The sequence below is a fragment of the Peribacillus sp. SIMBA_075 genome (assembly GCF_046534585.1).
Genome location: NZ_JAWRYN010000667.1, coordinates 1 through 270 on the forward strand (window position 1 = coordinate 1; position 270 = coordinate 270).

At 44.8% G+C, this 270-nt stretch carries 1 pseudogene; it reads right to left on the bottom strand.

Features of this window, described 5'->3' with window-relative positions:
* Positions 1–270: pseudogene (locus SB775_RS29860) on the bottom strand (ATP-dependent protease LonB); the annotation flags it as partial.

Below are 270 nucleotides of genomic sequence, written 5' to 3' on the forward strand. Positions count from 1 at the left end.
CTGAGGGTTAGGTCCGCATAGTGCCGCTTTTAGTGCACGAATGCCGTCTTCCTGCCCTACAATATCTTGAAAACCCTTTGGCCGGACTCTCTCTGATAAAGGTTCACTCAATTTGATCGATCGCATCTTTCTGAGTGCTTCCATTTCTTTCTTTGATTCTTTGTCTATCGTCACCTTTTGTGTGCGCTGATTTCTCAGTAAGTTCCAAAAGTACAGCCCGATGACGATACCAAAGAACAGCTGTATGAATAGTACGATTCCTGTCCAGCT